This window comes from Micromonospora sp. S-DT3-3-22 (genome assembly GCF_015354745.1).
Taxonomy (GTDB): domain Bacteria; phylum Actinomycetota; class Actinomycetes; order Mycobacteriales; family Micromonosporaceae; genus Micromonospora; species Micromonospora wenchangensis.
The window spans coordinates 17619-38987 of sequence record NZ_JACGMO010000051.1 but is presented as its reverse complement, the minus strand read 5'-3'; the positions used below and the strand labels follow the sequence as shown (position 1 = coordinate 38987).

Sequence of the window (21369 nt, the reverse complement as noted above, 5' to 3'; positions counted from 1 at the left end):
CGGAGGACGGAAGGCCGGGGGCGGGAGGAATCCTCCCGCCCCCGGCACCGCCGTCAGGGGCCGGTCAGGACAGGAACTTGTCCAGCGCGGCCTCGATGGTGCCGCTGTCCGGCGCCGCGTACGCCTTCATCGTCGTCTTGTTGTACGAGATGAAGCTCGGGCACCGGGTCGCCGGGGCGTTGACGACCCCGCCGTCGCCGATCTTCTCCGCGGTCTTCGCGGCGTAGAAGGTCAGCTGGTAGCGCGAGGAGATGTACGAGACGCTGACGTTCTTGCCGTCGCTCGCCTTGTAGTCGCACTTCTTGGGCGCGCCCTCGCTGCCCGGGACCATCGACATGCAGCCGACCACCGACACGGTGGTGAAGTCCGCCGACTTGGCGTAGTAGCGCTTGTCGGAGCCGACGATCTTCGACGACCAGAACGTCGGCCGCTCGGGGTTGTTCGAGAAGACGTACGCCTTGGCGGTGGCCGGGCCGCTGTAGGTGGCCGCGTTGAGGATCGGGCTGCCGTCGCAGACCGACGACAGGTCGCTGGAGTAGCGCGCGGTCACCGCGTTGTTGTTGTTGTTCGGCTGCTCCGACGGCGGCTCGGACGGCTGCGGGCTGGACGAGGGTTCCGTGCCGGACCCCTGGTTGGCGGTCGCGCTCGGCGTCGGGGTCGGGTCGGGCTCGTCGTCGTTGCCGACCAGGGCGAGCCCGATGCCGGCACCGCAGAGCGCGAGGATGAGGACCACCGCGCCGATGATGAGGCCGATGACCAGGCCCCGGTTCGACTTCTGCGGCGGCACGGGAACACCGAACTGCGGGGCCTGGCCGTACTGCGGGGCCTGACCGTACTGCGGGGCCTGACCGTACTGCGGGGCCTGACCGGGCTGGCCGTACGCCGGGTAGCCGGCGGGCGGTGCCGGCGGCCCGCTCCACGGGGTGACGTTCGGATCCGGCTGTTCTCCGTACGGAGGGTGACTGTTGCTCATCTGAAGCCCTTATCGCTGTCGACGGTACCCAGGCACTGGATCATCGGTCAGGGTAGTGAGCGGCACAAACCGAGACGCTCGTTGTCGGACGGCAACCAACCCCGGCCGACCACGGGCGGGTGAGAGCCGGCTACGTTCCGTGGCGAAGTGCGGTACGTCGCCCGGTCCACCGGACCGTCGCGGGTGGCTTCGGCGGCGAAATGTGGGGTGCGGAAAAGGGATTCCGCCCGGAACGTGCCTTCCGTGCCGGACACCGCGAGAAGGGTTCACAATGTGACGTAGATCATGCATCACGATCTCGACAACCGCGACGACCATCCCCACCGACAACGTGGTGCGGATCTCCCGCCGACCCGCTACATATCGACGTTCATCACATTGAAGTATGGGCATGTAGCGGTGGCTCGGCTTATCGTGAGGCTCATGAAAAGGTCCCGCTCGTCCCAGCGGGCACCCCGCGTCCACCGTACGAGGAGGCGGCCCATGCCTGCCGCGCCCCACCCCACCACCCTCCGCCGGATCGTCCTCGCCCTCGCCGCCTGCGCGGTCGTGCTCGCCCCACTGACCCTCACCACCCCCGCCGCGCGGGCCGCACCCGTCACCGTCGCCAACGGCACGCAGTTCACCGACACCAGCGGCGCCGGCGTGCACGCCCACGGCGGCGGCATGATCAAGGTGGGCGACTACTACTACTGGTTCGGCGAGAACCGCAACGACAACAACACCTTCCGGTACGTGTCGGTCTACCGCTCCACCGACCTGCGCACCTGGGAGTTCCGCAACAACGTGCTCACCCAGTCCTCCGCCGGTGAGCTGGCCACCGCGAACATCGAACGCCCCAAGGTGATCTACAACGCCGGCACCGGCCAGTACGTGCTCTGGATGCACTGGGAGAACGGCGTCGACTACAACCAGGCCCGGGTCGCGGTGGCCACCTCCAGCACGGTCGACGGCAACTACCGCTACCTGGGTAGCTTCCGGCCGCTCGGCCACGACTCCCGGGACCAGACGGTGTTCCGCGACGACGACGGCACCGCGTACCTGATCTCGGCCACCCGCAACAACGCCGACCTGAACATCTACCGCCTCACCGCCGACTACACCGGGGTCGCGTCGCTGGTCCGGACGCTGTGGCCGGACAACTACCGGGAGGCCCCGGCGATGTTCAAACGCAACGGGGTCTACTTCCTGGTCACCTCGGGCGCCACCGGCTGGTCGCCCAACCAGGCCCGGTACGCCACCGCCAGCAGCGTCGCCGGCACCTGGACCAACCCGACGAACTTCGCCGACGGCACCACCTACGACTCCCAGTCGGCGTACGTGCTGCCGGTGCAGGGCAGCGCCGCCACCTCGTACCTCTACCTCGGCGACCGTTGGGCCGGCGCGACGGGCGGCCCGGTCAACCAGTCCCGGTACGTCTGGCTGCCGCTGAACTTCCCCACCGCCACCTCGCTGACCATGAGCTGGTACCCGCAGCTCACCATCGACACCGCCACCGGCGTGGTCTCCGGGGTCAACGGCGGCTACACCTTCGACACGCTGCGCGCCCGGCACAGCGGCAAGTGCCTGGACGTGCTCGACCGGTCCACCGCCGACGCCGCCGCGGTGGCCCAGTACGGCTGCAACAACGGCACCAACCAGCAGTGGCAGCTCCGCGACGCCGGCTCCGGGTACGTCCAGATCGTCGCCCGGCACAGCGACAAGTGCCTCACCGTGGCCGGCGGGTCCACCGCCGACAGCGCGGCGGTGCAGCAGTTCGGCTGCCAGTCGGGGCGTACCGACCAGCAGTGGCAGGTACGCGACGCGGGCTCCGGGTACGTCCAGTTCGTGGCCCGGCACAGCGGCAGGTGCCTCGACGTCACCGGCTACTCCACCGCCGACGGCGCCCGGGTGATCCAGTACGCCTGCGGCACCGCCGCCAACCAGCAGTGGCAGCGCGTCGGCGTCGCCTGAGCGCACCCCGTCCGCCGTCCCGCCTCCCGTAGGCCGGGACGGCGGACGACCGCCGCCCCGCACCCCACCAGCATCGGAACCCGGTGTGACGATTCCCTCACCCCAGGTGGCCTTCCGGCGACGTCTACTGGACCGGACAACAGACGTCCTCGCGGGGGTACGGGGTGCGGGACAGCACACAGGAACAGCTCCACCGGCTCCGGTCACTGCGCACCGCCGCCGGACTGACCATCGAGGAACTCGCCGCCCGGTCCGGGGTGAGCGCCCGCACCATCGGCGGGATCGAGCGGCACACGATCCGCCGCCCGCACCCCGGCACCCTGCGGGCGCTGGGCACCGCCCTGGGGCTGGACGGGCCCGGCACCGGCCGGCTGCGCGCCGCCGACGAGCAGGTCGGCGGGGTCACCGGGCTGCCCGGGGTGACGCCCCACTTCACCGGCCGCCACGCCGACCTCGCCTGGCTGACCACCCGGTTGGGCCACCGCCGCGCGGTACAGCTGATCGGCCTGCCCGGGGTGGGCACGACCGCGCTGGCCGTCCAGGCCGCCACCCGGCTCGCCGACCGGTTCCCCGACGGGGTGCGCTTCCTCGGCCCGGTCGGGGACGCCACCGCCGCCACGATCGCGCGACGGCTGCTGCCGGCCGCCACGACGGCGTCGACCGGGTCGGACCCGGTGGCCGTGCGGGCGTACCGCGACCTGGTGCGCGCCCGGCGGATGCTGGTGGTGCTGGACGGCGTCCGGGACACCCGCCGGGTCGGGCCGTTGCTCCCCCCGGACGCCGCCGCCGTCACCCTGGTCACCGGCGGCCAGCCGCTGGCGGAACTGCCGGACACCGACCGGCGGCTGGTGCCACCGCTGCCGCCGGCCGACGCGCGGGCCGCGCTGACCGCCATGGTGGACGGCAGCATCCCCGCCCCGGCGGTGGCCGAGCTGGCCGCCTGCTGTGCCGGCCTGCCGCTGGCCCTGCGGGTGACCGCCAACCGGCTGTTGACCCGTCCGCAGTGGAGCGCGCAGTGGCTGATCGACCGGTTGACCCGGCCGGACCGCGTGCTCGGCGCGCTGGTCGCCGGTGACCTGTCGGTCCGCGACGCCTTCGAGCGGGCGTACGCCGGGCTGCCGGCGCGGGCCCGCCGCGCCCTGCGGCTGCTGCCCCGGCTGACCGGGCCGGCCCCCGCCGAGGCGGGTTTCCTCGAACTGGCCGAACGGGGCTGGCTCACCGCCGGCCGGGACCACCGTTACCTGCCGCATCCGCTGGTCCACGCCTTCGCCCGGGTGGTGCCCGGCACCTGACGCTCAGCCGGCCCCGGACAGCTCGGCGAGCAGTTCCCCGGCCCGGCGGGCCAGATCCGGGTCGTCACAGTCGTCGGCCAGTTCGATCGCCCGCACCAGGTGCGCCGGGGCCTCCCGGGCCGCCCCCGTCCGCCGCAGCGCCTCGGCCAGCTCCACCAGGGTCACGGCCTCGGAGGCCGGCATGGCGTTCGCGCGCAACCGCGCGACGGCCTCCCGGCGGGCGGTGACGCACTCCGGCCACCGGCCGAGGGCGGCGAGATCGTCGCCGATGCGCCGACAGTTCAACGCGTCGGTGGCCGCCCGGGCGAAGGCCGAGATGGGGTAACGCGGATCGCGGAGCAACCGGCACGTCCGCTGGTGCACCCGCAACGCCTCGGCCGCCCTGCCGAGCGCCAGGAGGGACGTCCCGAGGGAGGCCATCGCCTGCGGCAGCCCTTCCCGGTCGGCCGAACGGCGCAGCAGCACCCAGGCCCGTTGCCGCTGGCGCAGCGCCGCCGCGTGCTCGCCCAGGCCGGTGTGGCCGCTGGCGGCGTAGAGCAGCGCCCAGCCCTGCTGGGCCGGGTCCCCCGCGCGCACGGCCCGGTCCAGCGCCCGGGTGGCAGTGGCCACGCTGTCGGCGTACTCCCGTTGGCAGATCGCCTGCGCCCAGGCCAGGTAGTTGAGGTGGACCGCCTCGGTGCGCGGGTCGCCCAGCCGGGCGGCCGACTCGGCGGACAACCGGAAGACCTCCGGCCAGACGTCGAGGTGCACCCGGCTGTCGGAGAACCAGTGCAGCGCGTCGACGGTGTCGACCACCTGGCCGTGCAGTCCCTCGGCGGCGGCCGACCGTAGCGCCGCGAACCAGTTGCCCCGCTCGGCGTCGAGCCAGCCGGCCGCCGCCCGCCGGTCCGGGAAAGGGGTCAGCGACGCCGGTCCGCCCGGCTCGAAGTGCTGCCCGGCGGCCGTGGTGCGGGCCAGCCACCACCGCAGCAGGGTGGTCCGCGACGGGTTGACGCCGTCCGGCTCCTCGGCGGTCATCCGGTCGGCGGCGAAATCCCGGACCAGGTCGTGCAGCCCGTACCGGTCCGCCGGCACGGCGTCCACCAGGCCGCTCTCGACCAGGGCCTCCAGCCGCCGCTCGGCGTCCTCGGCGTCGACGCCGGTGACCACGGCGACCGGGTCCGGGCCGAAGTCCGGGCCGGGCATCAGGGACAGCCGCCGGAAGGTGCGCCGCAGGTCCGCCTCCAGCCGCCGGTACGACAGGCTCAGCGCGGTGTGGATGCCGGCGGCCCCCGCGTCGATCACCGTGAGCCGGGCCTGCTCGCCGGTGAACCGCCGGTTCAGCTCCCCCACCGACAGCCCCGGCTCGTCCGACAGCCGTTGCCCGGTGACGCGCAGGGCCAGGGGCATGTGCCCGCAGTGCCGGGCCAGCTCCGCCCACCCGGTCGGGTCGGCGGCGGCGGGCCCGGTCGGGTCGGCGGCGGGCGCGGCGACGGCCCGCAGCATCGCGGTCGACTCCTCGGCCGGCAGCGGCTCCAGGGACAGCCACTGCGCGGTATCCAGGCCGCTGAGCCGTCGCCGGCTGGTGAACAGCACGAAACCGGGCCCGGCCCCGGGCAGCAGTGGCCTGGCCTGGGCCTCGTCGGCGGCGTTGTCCCACACCACCAGGGCCCGGCGCTGGCAGAGCACCGACCGGTACGCCGTGGCCCGCTCGTCGAGCCCGGCGGGAATCCGCTGTTCCGGCACGCCGAGGGCGCGCAGCAGCAGGTGCAGCGCCTCGCCGGGCGGGGTGGGGACGTCGTCCATGCCGCGCAGGTCGACGAAGAACCGGCCGTCGGGGAAGTCCGGGGCCAGGTCGGTCGCGGCCCGTGCCGCGAAGCTGGTCTTGCCCACCCCGGCGGGCCCGGTGACGACGACCACGGTGGCCTGCTGCCGGTCGCCCGGCGGCCGACGCGCGATGTCGCCGAGAGTGCGCAGCGCGGCCGCCCGGCCGGTGAAGTAGCGCGGCGGATCGGGCGGCTCGCAGCCGGCGGGCCGGGCGGAGGTGGCCGCGACCAGCCGGCGGCGCGCGTCGTCCGGTACGTCGAGGACGTCACACAGGACGGTCAGGGTGCGCCGCTGCGGGCGACGGACCCGGTCGCGTTCGATGTCGCTGATCGTCCGCACACTGACCCCGCAGCGCTCGGCGAGCCCCTCCATCGACAGGCCCGCCGCCAGCCGGTGGGACCGGAGCACGGCGCCCAGTGACGGCCGTTCGGGTGTGCTCGGTATCGGGTTCACCGGGCACACCCTCACAGATCTCCGGGCGCGGTGCCAGACATAGATCAGTGACTTAGCGCATGGGTCGGATCACCGACCATTCAACCGCCACGTCTGGTATCCGCCGTAGTTGCACGCCCGGGCGTACGCCTCCCCGCTGCCGTGGGTGTCGACGCAGATGTAGCGGGTGTCGAAGTAGTTGAGCCGCAGCGACACCTGGTTCCAGTTCGGACCGTAGCCCTCGATCAGCTGCTTCAGGCCGCCGGTGCACGGGTAGGCGTGCTGTTGCGGGCCGCCGTACTCCCACATCTCGATACACAGGCCGGTCTGCCGGTTGCGGATGGTCACCCGGTCGTATCCGGACGGGGCCTTGCCCGCCGAGGTGACGGTCCACGTCTGCCAGTTGTTGCCGGCCTGGCACGGCAGGGTGTAGATCGACCCGGCGCTGTTGCTGTCCAGGCACATCCCGGTGGCGTAGTTCTGGAACTGGCCGGTGAACTCGTAGGCCGCCGCCGCCGGGGAGGCGGACGCCACCGCCGCCCCCGCGACCAGCATCATCGTCGCGGCCAGTCGGGCGAGGACTCCCCGCCAGCTCGCGCCACCCATCCTGACTGTCACCTTCACTCCTCCTGTCGTCGGTACGGCCCCTCCCGTGCGGGCCGACGCCATCCGGCTACCAGGAGTACAGCGGCACCCGGCGAGGGTGAACATGCAGAACAGCAGGCAACAACCGGCGGCGGCGCGGTGCGGTCGTCCGTCCCGACCGGGTGGCCCGGCGGATGGGCCCCGGTCGGCCGGCCCCTGTACGGAGGCCCGGCCGACCGGGGCGGCGCGCGCCGGTCAGCTGCGCAGGTTCCACTGCTGGTTCTGTTGGCCGTTGCACGACCACAGGATCAGCTTGGTGCCGTTGGCCGTGGCCGCGTTGTTGGCGTCGAGGCAGAGGCCGGACTGGACGCCGGTGACGGTCCCGTTGGCGTTGACGTTCCACTGCTGGTTGGTCCCACCGTGGCAGTCCCAGATGATCACCTGGGTGCCGTTGCTGGTGCCCTGCCCGTTGGCGTCGAGACACTTGTTGCCCAACACCTGCAACTGCTTGCCCGCCGTGTAGGTGAACCGCTGGGCCGTGCCCCCCGTGCAGTCCCAGAGCTGGACCTGGGTGCCGTTGGTGGTGCTGCCGTTCGGCACATCCACACACCGACCGGACTGACCGCCCACGAGCTGGACGCCCTGCTGCGGCGTGCCGCCACCGGCGGGGGCGTACCCGGCGGCGGCGATGTTGGCCTGCACCGCGTCCTCGGTGGCCGGCGACGGGTAGCCCGAGGTCAGCACGCCCTCGAAGAAGGTGCCCCGGCCGGAGACGCTGTTGTCGCCGCCGATGCCGAGCAGAATCGCGCCCTCCTTCTTCATCGGGTGGTATCCGTTGGGCCGCCGCCCGTCGAAATAGGTCGTCAGGCCGCCCGACTGCGCGTTGCCACCGCGGATCGCCCAGTGGTTCGGCTCACCCTTGACCATGGCGGTCACGAATCGGTGGTTGATGGACGCGATGTTGTTGTATCCCGCGTTCACCCCGGAGAACAGCCCCCACTCCAGGTCGGCCATGACCCATGGGCCGGCGCCGGCGCCGTAGCCCCACTGCTTGTTGGCGCCGAAGTAGACCGTCTCCATGATGGCCGGCGCGTCGGCCTGGCCGTCGGTCTGCGCATTGCCGTAGTCGAAGCAGCACCACTGGTTGTAGTGGGTGCCGTCGACGACGGCGTAGATACCCTCGGGCTGGTCGCCGGTGGCGACGCCGTTGGTGTTGTTGTTGCGGTAGCCGGTGCCGGGTGAGACGTAGACGCCGTACGCCTTCTGGCCGCCGATCGTGACCGGGGCCGCCTTCGCGTCGGCCAGGTTGTCCCAGCCGCCCGGCGCGGGGCCGGGCCAGTAACCCGGGGGTGCCTGGGTGAGGCGGTTGTTGCGGCCGGACTGGTCGTAGATGATGGTGATCACACAGCTCGTGTTGGCGCAGAACGAATCCTGCGTCGCGGCGTTGACGACGCCACCCGCGCTCAGCACCCCGACGTCCCGGGTGGTGTTGTCCGACGTCCGGCGCACCTGGTACAGCGGCCCGTTGTAAGCGCCGTACAGGGCGCGGGTGGTGCTGTGCGCGGCCACGCACGGCGTACCGCCCGAGGCGAAGATGTCGCACGGGCCGGTGGTCGCCGCCCGTGCGCCCGGCGCGTCCGCCACCACGGAGCCGCCGCTGACGACGACGAGGGTCGCCATCGTCGCCACGGCGATCGTCATACGACTGGGCCTTCTCTTCACATTCATCGAATCCTCTCCGGAACGGTATGGGTACGGTGGTGGCTGCCTCTGGTACGGCTGCGCTTCGCGTCCGAACGACCGGGGTACGGAACCGATCCGTCAGCCGCACCTGCTCCTGACATAAACGTCAGATCTTTAACATAAACTTCTGTCGATATATTGCGCTACCCTGCGATCCCTGTCCGCCCCGCCCTGTACGCCACCGAACGCCGGGCATCGGCGGATCGCCCCCCGGGAGCGGCGACGGAACTGTTCCTGCCCCGTTGGGGAATTGCCGGACGGTTATGCTCCATGGGAAACACGGCGCATTCCCGCGTCGGTGGCGGAATTCGGCTTGAGGGCGGGCATGAACATCGGTGAGATCGCCCGGCGGGCCGGGGTGTCCCGCAGCACCGTGTCCTATGTGTTGAGCGGGAAGCGGGCCGTGTCGGCGACGACCCGGCAGCGGATCCAGGCGGTCATCGACGAGCTGGGCTACCGGCCGAACGCCAGCGCCCGCGCGTTGAAGGAGGGGCGCACCCGCACCCTCGGGCTGGTGATCCCCCCGGCCAGCCAACGCCTGACCGACATGCAGCTGGGCTTCGTCGCCAGCGTCGTCGAGGCGGCGGCCCGGCACGATCTGGACGTGCTGCTGTCCCCGTCCGGCGGCGACCACGACCGGTCGTTCGAGCGGATCGTCACCGGGCGGCGGGTGGACGGGGTGGTGCTGATGGAGATCCGGCTGACCGACGACCGGGTGACCCGGCTGGCGACGGCGGGGGTGCCGTTCGTGACGATCGGACGGACGGCCGAGCCGCACGGGATGAGCTGGATCGACATCGACTACGCCACGTTGATCTCCCGCTGCGTGCACCATCTGGCCGACCTGGGGCACCGGCAGGTGGCCCTGGTGAACCGGTCCGCCGAGCTGGTCGCGGCGGGTTACGGCCCGAGCCACCGCGCCCTGACCGGCTTCCGGACGGCCGTCGCCGAACGAGGTCTGACCGGCTTCGACGTCTGCTGCGGCGACGACACGCCCTCCGGCGAGGCGTGCGTGGAGCAGCTGCTGGCAGCGCATCCGGAGGTCACCGCGGTGGCCACCATCAACGAGGCGGCGCTGCCCGGCATGCAGCGTGCGCTGCACGCCGCCGGCCGGTCGGTGCCGGGCGACTTCTCCGTCACCGGAGTGGCCGCCCAGCACTGGGCGGAGGATTTCCACCCCCCGCTGACCGCCGCCGACGTGCCGATGCGCCAGATGGGTGCCGAAGCGGTGGCGTTGCTGCTGGAGCTGATCGCCGCGCCCGGCGGCCCACCCCGCCACCGGCTCTACGCGCCGCCCATCTCGCTGCGTTCCAGCACCGGCCCGGTCCGCTCCCGCTGACCCGGCCCCGGGGTCCGGCGCAGGCCCGGCCGGTCGGCTTCCGGGTGCCGACCCGCGGTCGGTCGCACCCAGGCCGTTCACCGGGCCGCCGGCCCCGTCGCGTCCCCCATTGGTGAGCCGTTGCGTTCCTGCTGGGCGGCGGCGAGGATGAGATAGCTGCTGGCGGTCCAGGTGTACGCCCGGTCGCGCAGCCCCGCACCGGTCTCGGCGTCGAAGTTCTCCGCGAAGCCGGACTTCTCACACAGGGCCAGGAAACGCTGGCTGATCTCGTCGGCGACCGCGATGTGCCCGGCCCGGCGCAGGCCGTCCTCGACCAGCACCGTGGAGGGTGCCCAGATCGGGCCCCGCCAGTAGCCGTCGGCGAGGTAGTGGGCCGAGTCCGTCGGTTCGGTGGCCAGCCCGTGGGTGGTCAGGTGGGCCTCGATCCGCCGGGCCAGCACGGAGGCGACCGGGGCGGGCAGGTCGTTGCCGAGCGTGACGGGCATCAGGTCGAGCAGGCTGCGGCTGGCCCCTCGGCGGCCGGTGAGCGGGCTGCGGGCGGTGAAGCGGGTGCCATCCCACAGGTCCCGCAGCAGGGCGGCGCGTACCCGGTCGGCCTCGGCGGACCACCGGTCGGCGGGCTCGCCCAGCTCGGTGGCCAGGTCGGCCAGGCAGCGCAGCTGGCTGACCAGGAAGGCGGCGAGGTCGGCGGTCTCCAACACCCGGTCGTGGTCGAAGGTGGTGGCGTTGTCCCAGCCGCTGTCGTTGCCGTGCTGGTAGTGCGGCAGGTCGTGCCCCGGGGCGCGGCGCGCGTCCAGCCAGAACCGGGTCCACCGGGCCAGCCGGTCGTACGTCTGGGCCAGCGCCGCCCGGTCCGGCGGCGTGGGCAGCCGGCGGCGCAGCTGCCGCAGGGCCCAGCCGTGGACGGGTGGCTTGACGTAGTTGTACAGCACCTCCGAGTGGGTGACCGAGTCCGGCAGGGCACCGGCCGCGTCCTGGTGGTCGAAGGGCAGCTGGAACTGGTGCCAGGCCAGCTCGGGCTCGCCGGCGGCCAGGGCGATCGCGTTGAAGCAGTGGTCCCAGCTCCACACCTTGTCCATCCAGTGCTTGGACATGAGTACGGCCGGTCGGGTGACGAACCCCGCCGGCCCGACGGTGGCCGACCACAGCACGTACGCGGCCAGCTCGGCGGCGGGGGTGTCGACGCCACGCCAGGGGGCGACCGCGTCGACGAACGCGGCGAACTCGGCGTCGCGGTCACGGCACAGCTCGTCGAAGGTGCCCGACCGGGCGTAGGGCCGGCGGGCGGTGGCGTACTCCTCGATCGCGATCTCCCAGGGCTGGTCGGCGGGAAGGTCCAGCCAGCGGTCGGCGGTGCCGAGCGCCTCCGCTCCCCGGGTCGCGCGCAGCGCGCCGGACAGCACGGTGATCCGGTAGCGGCGGCCCGTCTCGTAGGAGGTGAACACGGCCGACCCGTCGACCGGGTCGAGATAGAGGTAGGTGCCGCTGAACGGGGTGAGGGTGCCGGCGGCGGCGGCGATCCGCAGCCCGAGCCCCCTTCCCCGCAGCCGCAGGGTGTCCGGCCCCTGGTAACCGGCCTCGATCCGGTCGTCACCGCTGCGCCAGGTGAGCAGCGTGGGAGTGGCCACGACCGTGCTGCCGGCGTCCGGGGCGAGGCGGAGCACCGGGTGCAGTCCGGTCTGGTGGGAGACCAGGTGCAGATCGTCGGCATACGTCTTCTCGGCCACCACCGGGGAGATGTTGAGCCACGAACCGCGGTAGCTGAACGGGATGTCCTGGAGGGAGAACTCCGGACCGGACGGTGCGACGGTCATGGCTGGTGACGCCCTTTCTGTGGTACGGGTGGTCAGTCCTTGACCGCGCCGGCGGTGATCCCGGTCGAGACGTACCGCTGGGCCAGGACCAGCAGCACGGCGGCGGGGACCGAGGCGACGACGGCGGTGGCCATGATGGCGTTCCACTGTTGGTTGTTGTTGCCGATGTAGCGGTAGATGCCCAGGGTGATCGGCTGGTGCCCGCCGCCGGCGGCCAGTGTCGAGGCGAACACGAAGTCCGACCAGGCCCAGAGGAACGCGAACAGCGACACCGTGACGACCGCGTTGCGGCTCAGCGGCAGCACCACCGACCAGAAGGTGCGTAACCGGCCCGCGCCGTCGACCACGGCGGCCTGGAGCAGCTCGTCGGGGACACCGGACATGAAGGCCGTGAAGATCAGCACGCCGAACGGCACCGCCAGGGTCGAGTCGGCCAGGATCAGACCCGGCAGGGTGTTCAGGATGCCGAGTTCGAGATATCCGGCATAGAAGCCCATCGCCATGATGATGCCCGGAATCATCTGCGCGGTCAGCAGCACGAAGCTGAGCGCCGGGCCGCCGGGTGGGCGCAGCTTCGCCAGCGCGTAGCCGGCGGGGGCGGCCAGCGCCACGGTCAACGCCACCGTCCCGAGGCCGACCAGCAGGCTGGTGCCGAGGTACGGCAGCTGCTGGTCGAGCACCGCCCGGTAGCCCTCGACGGTGCCGTCGAGGGGGAACAGGTGCGGCGGGCTGGCCCGCAGGTCCCGGTCCCGGGTGAACGACACGTTGATCATCCAGTAGACGGGGAAGAGCATCAGCCCGCTCAGCACCAGGCCGACGCCGGTCTTGCACCAGGTACGCGTCCGGCGCCGGGTGCGCCACGGGGCGGTGGTGGTCACGACCGCTGCCTCCGTTGCAGCCGAAGGTAGCCGAGCCCGGCGAGCAGGGCCAGCACGATGAGCAGGTTGCCGACCGCCGCGCCCGGGCCGAACCGGGGCAGCAGGTTCCCGAAGCCGAGCCGGTACGCCCAGGTGGCCAGGGTGGTGGACGAATCGGTCGGGCCACCCCTGGTCATGATCCAGATTAGATCGAAGACCTTCAGTGTATAGATGAGGCCCAGCAGCAGGGTGACCGCGGAGACCGGGCGCAGCAGCGGGAAGGTGATCGACCGGAACCGTTGCCAGCCCGTCGCGCCGTCGAGGGAGGACGCCTCGTACAGCTCGGCCGGGATCGCCTGGAGGCCGCTGTGCAGCACCACCAGGTTGAACGGGATGCCGATCCAGACGTTCGCGATGATCACCGAGACGAGCGACCAGCGCGGCGACGTGAGCCAGTGGACCGGGTCCACCCCGACCACACCGAGCGCCGTGTTGACCAGGCCCGCATCGCTGTTGAGCAGCCACGACCAGGTGGACGCCGAGACGATCAACGGCAGCAGCCAGGGCACCAGGATCACCGCCCGCAGGGTCCGGGAGAGCGGGAAGTGCTGGTGGAAGAAGAGGGCCAGCGCCATCCCGATGACGAACTGGAGGACCAGCGACGCCGCAGTGAAGACCAGGGTGTGCGTCAGCGCCGGCCCGAACGTCGGATCGGCCAGGACCGTCCGGTAGTTCTCCGGGCCGGCGAAGGGCGCGCCGCCCTGGACGAACGACCGGACGGTGTACTCCCGCAGGCTCAACTCCAGGTTCCGGTAGAGCGGGTACGCGTAGCAGACGAGCAGGTAACCGGTCACCGGGGCGAGGAAGGCCCAGGCCGACCACCGTCCCACCCGGGACACGCGGTAACCGGGTGGGACGGTGGCGGCCGTCCCCCGACGGCCGCGCCCGGCGGTGGCGGCAGCTGTCGGGGTGGTCGGATGCGAGGCGGTCGGACGCGGGGTGCTGGATCCCGTGGCGGTCACGATGTCGACTTGACCCGGCTATCCGGCGGCACGCTGCGCGGCGGCCAGCGCCTCCTGCGGCGGCTTCGCCCCGCTGAGTGCCGCCTGCACCCCGGTCCACAGGGCTTCGGAGATCCTCGGGTACTTCGTGCCGAGGTTGTCACCGGTGCGGCCCTTGGCGGCCCGGACCGCCTCCACCCAGACCTTGAGCTGGGGGTCGACCGCCGCCTGCCGGTCCTGCACGGCGGTCACGGGCGCGACGTAGGAGAGGGTGGTGTCGGTGGCGAGGAGGTTGTCGGCGCTGGTCAGGCAGGTGACGAGCTGGCGCGATGTCGCGTACCGGCCGGTGTCGCGCTGCACCGGGACGGAGACGAACTCCCCGCCGGTGGGTGCCGGGGCCGGGCCACCCGCGCGGGCCGGGATCGCGATGATGCCGTAACCGAAGCCGAGCTTCGCCGCGTTGGCCAGCTGCCAGGTGCCGTTCTCGGCGAAGGCGTAGTCGCCGGTGGAGAACTCCTGCCAGCTCGTGGTCTGGGTGTTGTTGATGACGGAGTTCGGGGCGTATCCCTGCCTGAGCCAGTCGGTCCACAGCGTCAGCGCGGCGACGGCCTGCGGTGAGTCCAGCGCGGTCAGTCGGGCACCGGCCCCCCAGAACCAGGGCAGGAACTGGAAGCTGCCCTCCTCGGTGCCGATCGCCGAGAAGGTGATGCCCTTCTTGCCCGCGGCCTTCACCTTGGCCAACGCGCTGTTCAACGTGGCCCAGTCGGTGATGGTGGCGGGATCGACGCCTGCGGCGGCCAGCACCTCCCTGTGGTAATAGAGGGCGAGGGTGTTCGCCCCGATCGGCACCCCGTAGGTCCGGCCCTCGCGCTGGCCGGCGCCGAGCAGGTTCGCCGCCATGGTCTCCACGTCCAGTTTGTTCTCGTCGGTGGTGGTGAGCGCGCCGGCCTCGGCCAGGGTCGAGATCACCGGGTTGTCCACGATCAGCACGTCCGGCGAGTTGCCCTGCTGGGCGGCGAGCAGGGCCTTGTTGGTCAGGTCGGTGGTGTCGTAGCCGGTCCGCTCGACCGTCACCCCGGCCGCCGCGCCGCACTTCGTGAGCAGCGCGACCCAGGCGGAGTCGGCGGCGAACTGGGGGTACGGGTCCCAGACCAGGTAGCTGCCGCCGCCCGAGGGGTCGTCGGCGGACGAGCAGGCACCGCCGGCCAGGGCGACGAGCGTGGCGACGGCGACGGCCAGGCACCGCCGACGGCTGGTTGCTGTCATGTGCTGCCTCAATTCGCGTGCGGCGTCAGGTGGCGGGAGCGACCGCCGCTCGGAGCAGCGCGGCGATCATGAGGCGAATCGATTCGACTAATCCGTTCACACGAACATAGGTCTGTCGATGCGACCGGGTCAAGGGGGGCCACTCAGGAAGGGGATCATCGGCGGAAACCCCGACGTCACGGCCCTGTCATTTCATTGACATCCTTCACAGTCTCACCCTACGATCTCTGCGAATCGATTCGCATGCGAAGCCCTCCGGAGAGCGTTCCCCGCGCCCCACCAAGGAGCCGCCCGTGAAAACCCCGTCCCGCAGCCGGCCCGGACGAGTCCGCGTGATCGTCACCCGACTCGCCGTCGGCCTGCTCGCCGTCGCCGCCAGCACCGTCGCCGCCACCCCGGCCCAGGCCGCCGACGAGTCGATCAGCGTCAACTTCTCCGCCACCGACGGCACACCGACCTACCGCGCCTCCGGCTGGATCTACGGCATGACCGAGAACGCCAGCGGTCCGGCCGACCACTTCTACCGGGACGTCAAGTTCCAGTACATGCGGGCCGGGGGCGCGCAACTGCCGGGCAGCGGCTGGGTCGGCGGCAACTACGACCGCCGGTGGAACTCCACGCTCGCCCAGGCCCGACGCACCGCCGCCCTCGGCGGTCAGTTCGTCATCCTGCCGCACGACCTGTGGGGCGCGGACGGTGCCGGAATCTCCCGCTTCCCCGGCGACAACGGCAACTGGACCGACTACGACGCCTTCCTCACCCGGCTCATCGGCGACGTCCGGTCCGCCGGGCTGAGGGTGCAGTGGGACATCTGGAACGAACCCAACATCACGATCTTCTGGAACCGCCCGATCTCCCAGTACCTCGAACTGTGGCGGCGCACCTACCAGCGGCTGCGCGCCGAGTTCCCCGACCAGCTCATCGTCGGGCCGAGCTGCGCCTGCGTGCCGTCGACCAGCCACGCGTTCTGGAACCAGTACCTCGACTTCGTCCGCTCCACCAACACGGTGCCGGACATCGTCAGCTGGCACGCGCTGCCCGGCGACCCGGTCGCCAACGTCGCCGCCGCCAACGCCACCCTCGACCCGCGCGGCATCGCCCACCCCCGCCCGTACCAGATCAACGAGTACGGCGCGTCCAACGAGCAGAACCCGGCGGACGGCGCCTGGTACGTCGCCCGGCTGGAGCGGGCCCGCGCGGACGGCCTGCGGGCGAACTGGGCCGGTGGCGGCAACCTGCACAACGACCTGGGCAACCTGCTGGTGCGCAACGCGGCCGGCCAGCACCAGCCCAAGGGCGAGTGGTGGGTCTACCGCTACTACGCCGCGCAGACCGGGCAGATCGTCGCGGTGACCCCCAGCCCGTCCTACGACGCCTTCGCCACCAGGGCGACCGGGGCGGCGAGGGTGCTGGTCGGCGGCGGTCGGACCACCGGTAACCTGACGGTCAACCTGCAACGGCTGGACGCCACCAGCGGGATCGTGCAGAACAACCAGGTGCGGGTGCTCACCCAACGCATCCCGTACAACAACGGCGGCGCGGTGCAGGGGCCGGTCACGGTGTCGAACACCGTGCTCACGCTGACCAACAACGCCGCCTCGGTGACCCTGCCGTACGGCAACCAGAACGACACGTACACGGTCACCGTCCTGCCGCCCTCGGACACCGGTTTCACCTCGGTCGCGGTGGCCCAGCACTCCCAGCAGTGCCTGGACAACACCGGCCCGGGCACCGCCGACGGCAACCCCCAGCAGCAGTTCCCCTGCGAGGGTGGTGACCAGCAGCTCTGGAACTTCCGCCCGGTCGCCGGGGTGGCCGACACGTACACCGTGGTCAACCAGCAGAGCGGCAAGTGCCTGGACGTCAGCGGGGCGTCCACCGCCGACGGCGCGGCCGTGCAGCAGTGGACCTGCCAGAACGGCCCCAGCCAGCAGTTCACCCTGCGCCGGGTGACCTACGGGGGCAACGACTCCCACGACTACCAGCTCGTCGCCCGGCACAGCAACAAGTGCGTCGACGTCAACGGGGTCTCCACCGCCGCCCAGGCGCGGATCCTGCAGTGGACCTGCAAGCCGGTCGGCCAGAGCAGCCCGCTGAACCAGACCTGGCGCGTCTGGGGTCGGTAGACCCGTCCCGCATGGGGTCGGGTGCCGAAAGGCCGACGCCCGACCCGGCGTGGTCGCCGGAGGTGACGGGGACGAACCACCGCAAGCCATTGATTGATGTCGCTTGGTCCGTGATCCTGAAAAGGTCCGAACCGATTCGCCACCACCACCGACCGTAGGCGGATGCGCCCCGGTGCGCCGCCGACGAACCAAGGAGCCGCTTCGTGCGCACCCCGTCCCCCAGCGGACCAGGACAGGTCCGCGCCCCCATCCCCCGCCGCCGCCTGCACCGGCTGACCATGCTGGTCGGCGCGCTGGCCGGCGTCCTCGTCGTCGCCGGGGCCACACCCGGCCTCACCTCGCCGGTCGCCGAGGCCGCCGCCGCACCCGCGCTGGCCGCCATCGAGCCGGGGCAGAGCACCCGGATCGTCGGCACCGCCTCCGGGCGCTGCCTGGAGGTCCCCAACTCCAGCACCACCAACGGCACCCAGACCCAGCTGTGGGACTGCCAGGGCGGGGCCAACCAGACCTGGACCTGGACCACCAGCCGGCAACTCACGGTCTACGGCAACAAGTGCCTGGACGCCTCCGGCCGGGGCACCACCGCCGGCACGGCGGCGATCATCTGGGACTGCAACGGCCAGAACAACCAGCAGTGGAACGTCAACGCCAACGGCACCATCACCGGCGTGCAGTCCGGACTGTGCCTGGACGCGAACGGCAACGGCACCGCCAACGGCACCAAGATCCTGCTGTGGACCTGCAACGGTCAGGCCAACCAGCAGTGGACCTCGCCGACCACCCCGCCGACCACGCCGCCGCCGACGACTCCCCCACCCGGCGGGGCCCTGCCGTGCGACATCTACGCCGCCGGTGGCACCCCGTGCGTGGCCGCCCACAGCACCACCCGGGCGCTCTACGCCGCCTACAGCGGCAACCTCTACCAGGTACGCCGCTCCTCGGACAACACGACCCGCAACATCGGGCTGACCGGCACCGGCGGCACCGCCAACGCCGCCACGCAGGACTCGTTCTGCACCGGCACCACCTGCGTGGTGACCGTCGTGTTCGACCAGTCGGGTCGCGGCAACGACCTGTGGTACCAGGGCTCCAGCGTGGTGCCCGGGTCGCCGCAGAGCCGACCGGCGGTCGCGACGTCGGAGTCGCTGACGGTGGGCGGCGCGAAGGCGTACTCGCTCTACATCAACCCGGGCAACAGCTACTGGCGTGACGGGCACCTGACCGGGGTGCCGACCGGCGCCGCGCCCGAGGGCATGTACATGGTCACCAGCGGCACCCACGTCAACAACGGCTGCTGCTTCGACTACGGCAACAGCGAGACCACCCGCAAGGCCGACGCCGCCGGCGCGATGGACGCGATCAACTTCAGCACCCAGTGCTGGTTCGGCGGCTGCTCCGGCTCCGGCCCGTGGGTGCAGGCCGACCTGGAGTGGGGGCTGTTCCCCGGCGGCAGCAGCTCGTGGAACCCCAACCAGCGGGCGTTCCCGCACAAGTTCGTCACCGCCACCCTGAAGAACAACGGCACCTCCCGCTTCGCCATCAAGGGCAGCAACGCCCAGTCCGGCAGCCTCTACACCCTCTACGACGGGGCGCTGCCGCCCGGCTACAGCCCGATGAAGAAGCAGGGCGCGATCATCCTGGGCAGCGGCGGGGACTGCTGCAAGCCCGACGGCGGCGCGAACCTCAGCGCCGGCACCTTCTACGAGGGGGCGATGGTCGCCGGCTACCCGTCGGACGCCACCGAGAACGCGGTGCAGGCCAGCATCACCGCCGCCGGCTACCGCTGACCGACGACAGGTCGTCGCCGCGCCGGTCACCGTCCACGGTGGCCGGCGCGGCGGCCGTCGGCGTGGGACACCGGCGCTACCCGGCCGGCGCCCCGAGGCGGTGGTCCAGGGCGGTGTGCCGGCGGCCCGCGCCGACGGTACGGACGGCGGCGGCCAGCGCCCGCCGGGAACCGACCAGGACGACGAGTTGCCGGGCCCGGGTCACGGCGGTGTAGAGCAGGTTGCGTTGCAGCATCATCCAGGCACTGGTGGTCAGGGGTACGACCACCGCCGGGTACTCCGAGCCCTGCGAGCGGTGGATGGTCATCGCGTACGCGTGGGCCAGCTCGTCCAGCTCGTCGAACTCGTAGTCGAGGTTCTCGTCCTCGTCGGTGCGTACGGTGAGGGTCTGTTCCTCCGGGGTGATGGCGGTGACGATGCCGAGGGTGCCGTTGAAGACGCCGGCCTGACCCTTGTCGTAGTTGTTGCGGATCTGGGTGACCTTGTCGCCGATGCGGAACACCCGCCCGCCCATCCGCCGCTCCGGTTGCCCCTCACGGTGCGGGGTGAGTCGCTGTTGCAGCAGGGTGTTGAGCGCGGCGGCACCGGCCGGCCCCCGGTGCATGGGGGCGAGGACCTGCACGTCGCGGCGCGGGTCGAGGCCGAACCGGGCGGGGACCCGGGCGCAGGCGACGTCGACGGTCAGCGCGGCGGTGGCCTCGGTGTCCTCGCAGGCGAACAGGAAGAAGTCCGGCAGGCCGTCGAGCAGGGGCGGCCGGCCGGCGTTGATCCGGTGCGCGTTGGTGATCACGCCCGACTGGGCGGCCTGGCGGAACACCCGGGTCAGCCGCACCCGGGGAATGGCCGGCGCGGTGAGCAGGTCGCGCAGCACCTCCCCGGCGCCGACGCTGGGCAACTGGTCGACGTCGCCCACCAGGAGCAGGTGCGCCCCCGGCGGCACCGCCTTGACGAGCTTGTTGGCCAGGATCAGGTCGAGCATGGACGCCTCGTCGACGACGAGCAGGTCGACGTCGAGGGGGTTGTCCCGGTCGTGGACGGCTTCCCCGCCGGGACGCAGTTGCAGCAGCCGGTGCACGGTGGCGGCGGGATGCCCGGTCAGCTCGGACAGCCGTTTCGCGGCCCGGCCGGTCGGCGCGACCAGGGTGATCCGGGCCTTCTTCGCGGCGGCCAGCGCGACGATGGACCGCACCGTGAAGCTCTTGCCGCAGCCGGGCCCGCCGGTGAGCACCGCCACCTTCGCGGTGAGCGCCAGCCGGACGGCGTGCTCCTGCTCGGGGGCGAGGTCGTTGCCGGTGACCGTCCGCAGCCAGGCCAGCGCCCGGGGCCAGTCGACGTCGGTGAAGTGGGGCAACCGGTCGGCCCTCTCGTGCAGCAGCCGCAACAGGGCGGCGGCCAGGGACTGCTCGGCGCGGTGGAACGGCACCAGGTAGACCGCCGGCACCGGCTCGCCGTCGTCGCCGGGCAGGAACTCCCGGACCACGCCCTCCTCGGCGATCAGGTCGTCCAGGCAGCGGGTGACGAGGTCACCGGGAACGTCGAGGATCTTCGTGGCGTCGGCGACGAGCGCCGGGGCGGGCAGGTAGCAGTGGCCCGAGTCGGTGGCCTCGGACAGGGTGTACCGCAGGCCCGCCATCACCCGCTGCGGACTGTCGTGCGGGATGCCCACCGCCTGGGCGATGGTGTCGGCGGTCTTGAAGCCGATGCCCCACACGTCGGCCGCCAGCCGGTACGGCTCCTTCGTCACCACCTCGATCGACGCGTCGGCGTACTGCTTGAAGATCCGCACCGCCAGCGACGTCGACACCCCGACGCCCTGGAGGAAGACCATCACCTCCTTGATGGCCTTCTGTTCCTCCCACGCGGCGGTGATCTTCGCGGTGCGTTTCGGCCCGAGCCCGGCGACCTCGACCAGCCGGGCGGGTTCCTCCTCGATGATCCGCAGGGTGTCCAGGCCGAAGTGCGCCACGATCCGCTCGGCGAACACCGGCCCGATGCCCTTGACCAGGCCGGAGCCGAGATAGCGGCGGATGCCCTGGATGGTCGCCGGCAGCACCGTGGTGTACGAGTCGACCTCGAACTGCCGGCCGTACTTCGGGTGCGACGACCAGCGTCCCGACAGCCGCAGGCTCTCGCCGGGCTGCGCGCCCAGCAACGCGCCGACCACGGTCAACAGGTCGCCGCCCCGGTCGGTGGCGACCCGGGCCACGGTGTAGCCGGTCTCCTCGTTGACGTAGGTGAGCCGTTCGAGGACCGCGTCCAGGGTGGCGAGCGGCGGGCGGGCGGGGGCGGTCACCCCCTCATCGTGCCGGGTACCCGGAGCGCCCCGTGCACCGCCCGGACGGACACCGGCGTCCTCCCCCGCCGGGCGGGCGGGGAAGGACGCCGGGTGTCGCGG

Annotated in this window: 14 protein-coding genes; 5 read left to right on the top strand and 9 right to left on the bottom strand. The window is 72.0% G+C overall.

Features of this window, described 5'->3' with window-relative positions:
- Positions 1-64 precede the first annotated feature (64 nt).
- Entirely contained in the window at positions 65-973 is a 909-nt protein-coding gene (locus H1A17_RS16670; RefSeq protein ID WP_194822284.1) for a hypothetical protein, read from the bottom strand.
- Positions 974-1456: 483 nt separating this feature from the next.
- Between H1A17_RS16670 and H1A17_RS16665 the strand changes: the two genes are divergently transcribed.
- Both H1A17_RS16665 and H1A17_RS16660 read left to right on the top strand, forming a co-directional pair.
- Positions 1457-2926 carry an RICIN domain-containing protein gene (locus tag H1A17_RS16665; protein WP_194822283.1) on the top strand — a complete coding sequence of 490 codons (1470 nt, stop codon included), beginning with the start codon at positions 1457-1459 and terminating at the stop codon, positions 2924-2926.
- A gap of 164 nt (positions 2927-3090) precedes the next feature.
- Complete coding sequence (locus H1A17_RS16660) at positions 3091-4218, top strand: helix-turn-helix transcriptional regulator (protein ID WP_145920112.1); 1128 nt, start codon at positions 3091-3093, stop codon at positions 4216-4218.
- A 3-nt stretch (positions 4219-4221) separates the two neighbouring features.
- On the opposite strand, the gene H1A17_RS16655 is transcribed toward H1A17_RS16660, so the two are convergent.
- The 3 genes from H1A17_RS16655 to H1A17_RS16645 all read right to left on the bottom strand — a co-directional run bounded on the left by H1A17_RS16655 (position 4222) and on the right by H1A17_RS16645 (position 8742).
- Positions 4222-6477 carry a helix-turn-helix domain-containing protein gene (locus H1A17_RS16655; protein ID WP_194822282.1) on the bottom strand — a complete coding sequence of 752 codons (2256 nt, stop codon included), beginning with the start codon at positions 6475-6477 and terminating at the stop codon, positions 4222-4224.
- A gap of 69 nt (positions 6478-6546) precedes the next feature.
- Positions 6547-7074 carry an RICIN domain-containing protein gene (locus H1A17_RS16650; protein WP_145920114.1) on the bottom strand — a complete coding sequence of 176 codons (528 nt, stop codon included), beginning with the start codon at positions 7072-7074 and terminating at the stop codon, positions 6547-6549.
- Between the two features lie 222 nt (positions 7075-7296).
- Positions 7297-8742 (bottom strand): arabinofuranosidase catalytic domain-containing protein, encoded by a 1446-nt coding sequence (locus H1A17_RS16645; RefSeq protein WP_228543668.1) that lies wholly within the window; start codon positions 8740-8742, stop codon positions 7297-7299.
- A 367-nt stretch (positions 8743-9109) separates the two neighbouring features.
- On the opposite strand from H1A17_RS16645, the gene H1A17_RS16640 reads away from it, so the two are divergent.
- Positions 9110-10123 (top strand): LacI family DNA-binding transcriptional regulator, encoded by a 1014-nt coding sequence (locus H1A17_RS16640; RefSeq protein WP_145920116.1) that lies wholly within the window; start codon positions 9110-9112, stop codon positions 10121-10123.
- A 77-nt stretch (positions 10124-10200) separates the two neighbouring features.
- On the opposite strand, the gene H1A17_RS16635 is transcribed toward H1A17_RS16640, so the two are convergent.
- The 4 genes from H1A17_RS16635 to H1A17_RS16620 form a co-directional block, all read right to left on the bottom strand.
- Positions 10201-11937: an amylo-alpha-1,6-glucosidase gene (locus H1A17_RS16635; RefSeq protein WP_194822281.1), complete on the bottom strand. Its 1737-nt coding sequence runs from the start codon at positions 11935-11937 to the stop codon at positions 10201-10203.
- A gap of 32 nt (positions 11938-11969) precedes the next feature.
- Positions 11970-12731, bottom strand: a complete 762-nt coding sequence (locus H1A17_RS16630) for a carbohydrate ABC transporter permease (RefSeq protein WP_145922860.1) — start codon at positions 12729-12731, stop codon at positions 11970-11972.
- Between the two features lie 80 nt (positions 12732-12811).
- Positions 12812-13693: a carbohydrate ABC transporter permease gene (locus H1A17_RS16625; RefSeq protein WP_194822288.1), complete on the bottom strand. Its 882-nt coding sequence runs from the start codon at positions 13691-13693 to the stop codon at positions 12812-12814.
- A gap of 141 nt (positions 13694-13834) precedes the next feature.
- Positions 13835-15061, bottom strand: a complete 1227-nt coding sequence (locus H1A17_RS16620; protein WP_194822280.1) for an extracellular solute-binding protein — start codon at positions 15059-15061, stop codon at positions 13835-13837.
- A 293-nt stretch (positions 15062-15354) separates the two neighbouring features.
- Between H1A17_RS16620 and H1A17_RS16615 the strand changes: the two genes are divergently transcribed.
- Together H1A17_RS16615 and H1A17_RS16610 are read left to right on the top strand one after the other, a co-directional pair.
- Positions 15355-17187, top strand: coding sequence for an RICIN domain-containing protein (locus H1A17_RS16615; RefSeq protein WP_145920120.1), 1833 nt, complete (start codon positions 15355-15357; stop codon positions 17185-17187).
- Positions 17188-17390: 203 nt separating this feature from the next.
- Positions 17391-18974, top strand: coding sequence for an arabinofuranosidase catalytic domain-containing protein (locus H1A17_RS16610; protein WP_309236785.1), 1584 nt, complete (start codon positions 17391-17393; stop codon positions 18972-18974).
- A 76-nt stretch (positions 18975-19050) separates the two neighbouring features.
- On the opposite strand, the gene H1A17_RS16605 is transcribed toward H1A17_RS16610, so the two are convergent.
- Positions 19051-21267 (bottom strand): ATP-dependent RecD-like DNA helicase, encoded by a 2217-nt coding sequence (locus H1A17_RS16605; protein WP_145920121.1) that lies wholly within the window; start codon positions 21265-21267, stop codon positions 19051-19053.
- Positions 21268-21369 lie beyond the last annotated feature (102 nt).

Bases quoted from the DNA above. Each gene is read 5' to 3' on its own strand.
- H1A17_RS16635 (WP_194822281.1), bottom strand. From the start codon at position 11,937: ATGACCGTCGCACCGTCCGGTCCGGAGTTCTCCCTCCAGGACATCCCG.
- H1A17_RS16665 (WP_194822283.1), top strand. From the start codon at position 1,457: ATGCCTGCCGCGCCCCACCCCACCACCCTCCGCCGGATCGTCCTCGCC.
- H1A17_RS16620 (WP_194822280.1), bottom strand. From the start codon at position 15,061: ATGACAGCAACCAGCCGTCGGCGGTGCCTGGCCGTCGCCGTCGCCACG.
- H1A17_RS16630 (WP_145922860.1), bottom strand. From the start codon at position 12,731: ATGCTCTTCCCCGTCTACTGGATGATCAACGTGTCGTTCACCCGGGAC.
- H1A17_RS16640 (WP_145920116.1), top strand. From the start codon at position 9,110: ATGAACATCGGTGAGATCGCCCGGCGGGCCGGGGTGTCCCGCAGCACC.
- H1A17_RS16645 (WP_228543668.1), bottom strand. From the start codon at position 8,742: ATGACGATCGCCGTGGCGACGATGGCGACCCTCGTCGTCGTCAGCGGC.
- H1A17_RS16670 (WP_194822284.1), bottom strand. From the start codon at position 973: ATGAGCAACAGTCACCCTCCGTACGGAGAACAGCCGGATCCGAACGTC.